The organism is Acidimicrobiales bacterium (assembly GCA_036273495.1).
Classification (GTDB): domain Bacteria; phylum Actinomycetota; class Acidimicrobiia; order Acidimicrobiales; family JAJPHE01; genus DASSEU01.
On the sequence record DASUHN010000105.1, the window covers coordinates 1 to 6,411 of the forward strand.

Consider the following 6,411-nt stretch of genomic DNA (forward strand, 5'->3'; position numbering starts at 1 on the left):
CCGTGGGGCGAGCCTGATGACCGTTTCGTCCGTTCCCACCTGCGGTATGGCTTGATCCCGTAGGTGCCGCACAGGGCGCTGGGGATGCGGATCGATCCCCCCTGGTCCCCACCGATGGCGAGGTCGCACGCCCCCGCCGCGACCAGCGCCGCCGACCCGCTCGACGACCCGCCGGTCGTGCGGGTGGGATCGTGGGGGTTGCGCACCGGCCCGGAGGCGGCGGTGTGACTGGCGGCCGACAGGCACATGTCCTCGCAGGCCGACTTGCCGGTGATCCGGCCCCCGGCGTCGAGGATCCGGGTCACGATCGTGGCGTCGAAGTCGGGGACGAACGGTCCCATCACCGCCGAGCCGTTGGTCATCGGCACCCCCGCCACCGCCACGTTGTCCTTGATGGCGACGGTCCGCCCCGCCAGAGGGCCATCGGGCGCGCCCTCGACCTCGACCAGCCACGCCCACGCCCCGTAGGGGTTCTCCTCCGCCGTCGGAGCCCGGCCCCCTCCCCGGGGCCAGCGTGCCGCCGCGGCGACCGGACCGGCTCGTTCCGCGCCGCCGCCGGGCCCCGCCCCCCCGCCGCCGGCCGCCATGCCCCCGCCGAACACCGCCACGAACGGGAGGTACTCCTCCAGCTCCCGGTCGTCCATGTCGAGGTGGAGGGCGGCGCTGGCCCTGCGGAGGTCGTCGATGGTGGGGGTGTCGTCGGGCACCCCCAACCTTTAGCTCACGATGGCGGGATACACCAGGGCCTTGAGCTGGCCCCGGAAGTTGAACGTCCCCGACGGCATCAGCTGGGTCATGAACACGACCACGAGCGACTCGGCCGGGTCGACCCAGAAGATGGTCGACGCCGCCCCGCCCCACATGTACTCCCCGGCCGAGCCGATCACCCCGGTCCGCGCCGGCCCCAGCCCCACCGCCATGGTGAGCCCGAAGCCCATCCCGTCGAAGCCGACCTCCCCGTAGGCGCCGGGTACGGCGAACTCCCGGAGCTCACCCCCGCCCGGCAGGTGGTTGACCGACATCAGCTCGACGGTCTTGGGGCCGAGGATGCGCGTGCCGTCGAGCTCCCCGCCGTTGCACAGCATCTGGGCAAAGCGCACGTAGTCCGCCGTCGTCGAAACCAGCCCGCCGCCCCCGGAGAGGAACGAGCGTTCCTTCCGGTAGCCGCTGCGCTCCGGGTCCTCGACGAGCACCAGCTCCTTGCCGGCGTTGCGCGCGTAGTTGGCGGCGAAGCGGTCCACCTTTCCGTCCGGCACGGTGAAGCCGGTGTCGTCCATTCCGAGCGGGTCGAAGATCTCCTGCCGCAGGTACTCGTCGAAGCGCTTCCCCGACATGATCTCCACCAGGCGGGCGCACACGTCGGTCGACACCGAGTACAGCCACTGGGTGCCGGGATGGAACCGGAGGGGCCGCTCGGCCAGGTAGGACGTCATCGTCTCGAGGGTCCAAGGAGCGTCCATGGCCGCCCCGAAGTCGGCGAGCGACGCCGCCCCCTCGGCGTTGCCCAGCTCCTCGGCCATCGGAGCCGGTCGTTCGGCGCTGGGCAGGGAACCGGCACCCCGACGGCGCATGGCGCTGTAGCCGAGCCCGGACATGTGCATCATCACGTCGCGCACGCTCATCGGGCGCCGGGGCTCGACCAGCCGCCGGCCCCCGGTCCCGCCGGGCCCCGATCCGTCGGGCTCCGACACCTTCAGGTCCCGCCACTCCGGGATGAAGCGGTGCACGGGGTCGTCGAGCTGGAAGTGGCCCCGCTCGTACAGGGACATGAGGGCCACGCCGGTGATCGGCTTGGTCATCGAGTAGATGCGCCAGATGGTGTCGTCCTCGACCGGGCGGCCCCGCTCCCGGTCGGCCAGGCCGAACGAGGCGAAGTACGCCGTCTCCCCGTGGCGCATCACCGCCACCTGGCAGCCGGCGATCCGGCCGGCGTCGATGTAGCGCTGCTGCACGTGCTCGGTGACGCGCTCCAGCCGGCGCCCGTCCATCCCCGCCGCGTCCGGGTTGAGTTTCATCCAGCCCCCCAAACTGTTAGAGGATCGAACGATATCCCGGACGGCGCTAGGTTGCCCCCATGCGCATCGGGCTGACGGGCGGGGGGTCCACCGTCGACCGCATGGTCGACCAGGCGGTCCAGGCCGAGAAGGACGGGTTCACCAGCCTGTGGTACGCCAGCGCCGTCGGCGGGGACCCGCTCGTGGCCATGGCCGCCGCCGGCCGGGCCACCTCGGCCGTCGAGCTCGGCACGTCGGTGCTGCAGACCTATCCCTGCCATCCCCTGCTGCAGGCCAACCGGGCCGCGTCGGTCGTGGCCGCCATCGGCCGCGGCTTCACCCTGGGCATCGGGCCGTCGCACCAGCCGGTGATAGAGGGCGTCTACGGGATGTCCTACGACCGGGCCGGGCTCCACACCGAGGAGTACGTGCGGGCGGTGACCGCCCTGTTGCGGGGAGAGCCGGTCGACATGGACGGGGAGGAGGTCCGCGTCCACTCCGGCGGGCGGGGCCTCAGGCCCGATGCGCCGGTGCCGGTGCTCGTGGCCGCCCTCGGGCCCCGCCTGCTGCGGGTGGCCGGGCAGTGGGCCGACGGCACCATCCTGTGGATGGCCACCGCCACCGCCGTCGACGCCCACGTCGCGCCCCGGATCACCGCCGCCGCCGATGCCGCCGGCCGCCCCGCTCCCCGCATAGTCGCCGGCCTGCCCGTGGCCGTGCACGACGACGTGGACGCGGCGCGCCAGGCGGCGGCCGAGCAGTTCGCCGGCTACGGGCAGCTGCCGAACTACCAACGGATCCTGGCCCACGGCAAGGTCGACGGGCCCGCCGCCGCCGTGATCACCGGGGACGAGGAGTCGGTCACGGCGCAGATCCAGGCCCTGTTCGACGCCGGCGCCACCGACTTCTGGGCCGCCCCCTTCCCGGTCGGCACCGACCGCAGCGCGTCCCGCGACCGCACCCGGCAGCTCCTGCGCGAGCTGGCTGCTGGGTAGCCTCTCCTGCGGGGGTGTAGGTCAGTGGTAGACCAGCGGACTTTTAATCCGCGTGCCGCGGGTTCGATCCCCGCCACCCCCACTGCGTTGTTGCCGCGCTGGGACGTGTCGGAGTACTTCCCGTCGCTCGAGTCGCCGGAGTTCGCCGCCGCCCAGGAGGCTCTGGGTGCCGACGTCGACCGCCTCGCCGCCCTCTACGACGAGCACGACGTCCACGGTGGGGACCGCCGGACCGTGGACGCCGCGGCCGTGGCCGCCTTCGAGGCGGTCGTCTCCGCCACCAACCGGGTGTTCGAGAGCCAGCGGCTGCTGTCCGCCTACGTGCAGGCCTTCGTGACGACCGACGCGCGCGACGCCCTCGCCGCGAGCACGGCGTCGCAGCTCCAGGCCCGGTCGGCCCGGGTGCGGGCTCTCTTCACCCGCTTCGAGGCGTGGACGGCGGCGCTCGGCGCCGAACGCCTGGCCGCCGCCTCGACGGTGGCCGCCGACCACCTGCACCCGCTGCGCCAGGCCGAACGGTCGGCGGCCCACCTGATGAGCGAGGGCGAGGAGTCGCTCCACGCCGAGCTCACCCTGACGGGCAGCCGGGCGTGGAACCTGCTACACGGGGAGGTCACCTCGCTGCTCACCGCCGAGGTCCCGCGACCCGACGGCCGGCCCGAGCGCCTGCCGATCACCGTCGTGCGGGGCCTGGCGACATCGCCCGACGGGGGCCGGCGGCGGGCCGCCTACGAGGCGGAGCTGGCGGCGTGGCCGACGGTGGCGGTGTCGTGCGCGGCCGCCATGAACTCGATCAAGGGGGAGGCCAACACCGTCAACCGCCGGCGGGGCTGGTCCGACCCGGTCGAGCCGGTCCTGCACGCCAACGCCGTCGACCGGGCCACCCTGGACGCCATGCAGGACGCCGTGGTGGCGTCTCTGCCCGACTGGCACCGCTATCTGCGGGCCAAGGCGGGATTGCTCGGGTCGGCCGGCGCCGGCGGGGGACTGCCGTGGTGGGACCTGTTCGCGCCGGTAGGGGACCCGGAGTCGGCGGCGGTGTCGTGGGACGAGGCGACGGCCACCGTGGTGGAGACCTTCTCCGGTTACTCACCGGCGCTCGCCTCCGTGGCCCGGCGGGCGGTCGAGGAGCGGTGGATCGACGCCGAGGCGCGCGACGGGAAGCGGGGCGGGGCCTTCTGCATGGGCACGACCGCCGGTGACAGCCGTGTCCTCATGAACTTCGCCGGCAGCTTCGACTCCGTGTCGACCCTGGCCCACGAGCTGGGCCACGCCTACCACAACACCACCCTGGCCGACCGCACGCCGATGCAGCGGGCCACCCCGATGGCCCTGGCCGAGACGGCCTCGATCTTCTGCGAGACCCTCCTGACCGAGGCCGCCCTGGCCGCCACCGACGACCCGGTCCGGCGCCTCACCATCCTCGAGCACGACCTGCAGGGCAGCTGTCAGGTGGTGGTCGACATCCACTCCCGCTTCCTCTTCGAGCGCGAGGTCTTCGAGCGGCGCCGGGACCGCACGCTCTCGGCCGACCAGCTCTGCGAGCTGATGCTGGCCGCCCAGCGGGAGGCCTACGGGGACGGCCTCGACCACCAGCACCTCCACCCGTGGATGTGGGCGGTGAAGCCCCACTACTACTCGACCCACTTCTACAACTGGCCCTACACGTTCGGGCTCCTGTTCGGGCTGGGCCTGTTCGCCGCCTACCGGCGCGACCCCGAGCGGTTCCGCGCCGGCTACGACGACCTGCTGTCGTCGACCGGGCTCGGGGAGGCCGCCGACCTGGCGGCCCGCTTCGGGATCGATGTGCGCGACCGGGCGTTCTGGGCGTCGAGCCTGGACGTGCTGAGCGGGCGCATCGGCGCCTTCTGCGACCAGGCCGCCAGTCCGGGCGGATCCGCCGGCTCGGCTCGGCCCTAGGCCATCGGCGTGGTGGGGCTCGGCGGCCGCACCCCGCCGGCGTACCACAGCTCCAGTACCGTCTCGGCCGGCTTGTCGGCGAAGGTCCGCCCGTTGGCGGCGAGGGCGTCCGGCTCCAGCTCGTAGTCCCACCACACCGCTCCCGCCCACCACTGGTATCCGCCGAAGGTCTCCAGCAGCGCCTGGTACAGGTCGGCCTGCAGGCCCGGATTCGGGTTGTCGTACCAGTCGAGGTAGGGGCGGGCGGCGGCGTGGTCCCCGGACATGTAGCCGACCTCGCCGAACTCGATCGGCTTGCGGTAGGTGCCGGCCAGCCGGGCCACCGCCGCCACCCAGTCCCGCCCGTGCCAGCCCGGCATCGACGAGGAGTGCCAGTCGGCCAGGAGCTGGGCCAGCGAGGGAGAGGCCGCCGGGTCCAGGGGGAAGTACGCCGAGATCCCGATGACGTCCACCTCGTTCAGGAACCTGGCGTTGCCGAGGACGTCCCAGTTCTCCTCGTAGGCGATCTGGCCGTGGAACAGCTTCCGGGCGCCGGCGATCAGCGACCGCCACTCGTTGGTGGCGCCCTCCAGCGACGAGAGCTCGCTGCCCACGTACAGGGTCGAGGCCCCGCCGGCCTGGGCCAGCGCCGCGTACCGGTAGACGAAGGCGCGGTAGGAGGCGAAGAAGGCCGCCAGGTTGGACGGGTGCACCACGGCGCGCGAGCCCCCCTCGCAGCCGGCGCAGTAGAAGAGCGGCACGACGATCACGTGCAGGCCCGCCGCCCGGGCCAGGGAGATCTGCGTCGAGAGCGTCGAGTCGTCGACCGTTCCCGGATCGGGGTGCACCGAGTCGGCGGTCGGGGAGTCGTCCTCCCACCACACGTTGAGGGCCACAGTGTTGAGCCCGTCGGCGCTCAGGCGGGCGAAGACCGCCGCCGCCTGGCTGGCGTCCACCGAGCTGAGATTGGTCAGGGCCGCCCCCGCCACCCGGCCCCCGGTGCCGTCGGCCCGGGCGCCGCCCCGGCCGCCGAGCGCCACCACCACGACGGCCACCACGGCCACCGCCAGGACGCGAACCGTCGACCGCCGCCGGGACACGCGCGTCACTTCGACACCGGGAGGGGCTGGTCCTGCCCGATCGTCCCCCACCCTCCGCCGGCCGCCAGGACGACCACGAACAGGAGGAAGGTGATCACGTGCACGGCCGTGCACCAGATGCAGATGGCCCGCACCCGGAACAGTTCGCTGTAGATGAGGTACACGCAGAAGCCGATGCCCCCCACCGCCCCCGCCGTCCGCAGCCAGTGCACCTCCGGTCGCTCCGAGCGCCAGGCGGCGGGCAGGCACAGCACCAGCATCCCGGCGAAGAACGCCAGGCCCAGGTCGGCCACCGGCACCCCGGCCAGCTTGGACGCCGCGCTCGACGTCACCTTGGCGCAGTCAACGGCCCCCGACTCGCTGCACACCAGGATGTTCGAGGACAGGTAGTGGGCGGCGGTCAGGTACCCCGAGATCCCGAGT

General features: G+C 73.1%; 6 protein-coding genes and 1 tRNA gene. 3 read left to right on the top strand and 4 right to left on the bottom strand.

Going from position 1 to position 6,411, the window contains the following annotated elements; genetic code table 11:
* Both VFW24_04295 and VFW24_04300 read right to left on the bottom strand, forming a co-directional pair.
* Positions 1–707, bottom strand: a 707-nt coding sequence (locus VFW24_04295) for an amidase family protein (protein ID HEX5265969.1), incomplete at its 3' end; no start/stop codon positions are given.
* 9 nt (positions 708–716) lie between these two features.
* Positions 717–2,015 (bottom strand): serine hydrolase domain-containing protein, encoded by a 1,299-nt coding sequence (locus tag VFW24_04300; protein ID HEX5265970.1) that lies wholly within the window; start codon positions 2,013–2,015, stop codon positions 717–719.
* A gap of 59 nt (positions 2,016–2,074) precedes the next feature.
* On the opposite strand from VFW24_04300, the gene VFW24_04305 reads away from it, so the two are divergent.
* From VFW24_04305 to VFW24_04315, 3 genes are all read left to right on the top strand, one after another.
* Positions 2,075–2,989: a TIGR03564 family F420-dependent LLM class oxidoreductase gene (locus VFW24_04305; GenBank protein HEX5265971.1), complete on the top strand. Its 915-nt coding sequence runs from the start codon at positions 2,075–2,077 to the stop codon at positions 2,987–2,989.
* Between the two features lie 10 nt (positions 2,990–2,999).
* Positions 3,000–3,071 (top strand) — tRNA-Lys (locus VFW24_04310).
* A gap of 8 nt (positions 3,072–3,079) precedes the next feature.
* Complete coding sequence (locus VFW24_04315) at positions 3,080–4,909, top strand: M3 family oligoendopeptidase (GenBank protein ID HEX5265972.1); 1,830 nt, start codon at positions 3,080–3,082, stop codon at positions 4,907–4,909.
* On the opposite strand, the gene VFW24_04320 is transcribed toward VFW24_04315, so the two are convergent.
* Positions 4,906–5,988, bottom strand: coding sequence for a hypothetical protein (locus tag VFW24_04320; protein ID HEX5265973.1), 1,083 nt, complete (start codon positions 5,986–5,988; stop codon positions 4,906–4,908). The genes VFW24_04315 and VFW24_04320 overlap by 4 nt on opposite strands.
* 5 nt (positions 5,989–5,993) lie before the next feature.
* Positions 5,994–6,411, bottom strand: a 418-nt coding sequence (locus VFW24_04325; protein HEX5265974.1) for a vitamin K epoxide reductase family protein, incomplete at its 5' end; no start/stop codon positions are given.

Excerpts from the sequence above, each read along its gene's own strand:
- VFW24_04300 (HEX5265970.1), bottom strand. The coding sequence starts at position 2,015 with ATGAAACTCAACCCGGACGCGGCGGGGATGGACGGGCGCCGGCTGGAG.
- VFW24_04305 (HEX5265971.1), top strand. The coding sequence starts at position 2,075 with ATGCGCATCGGGCTGACGGGCGGGGGGTCCACCGTCGACCGCATGGTC.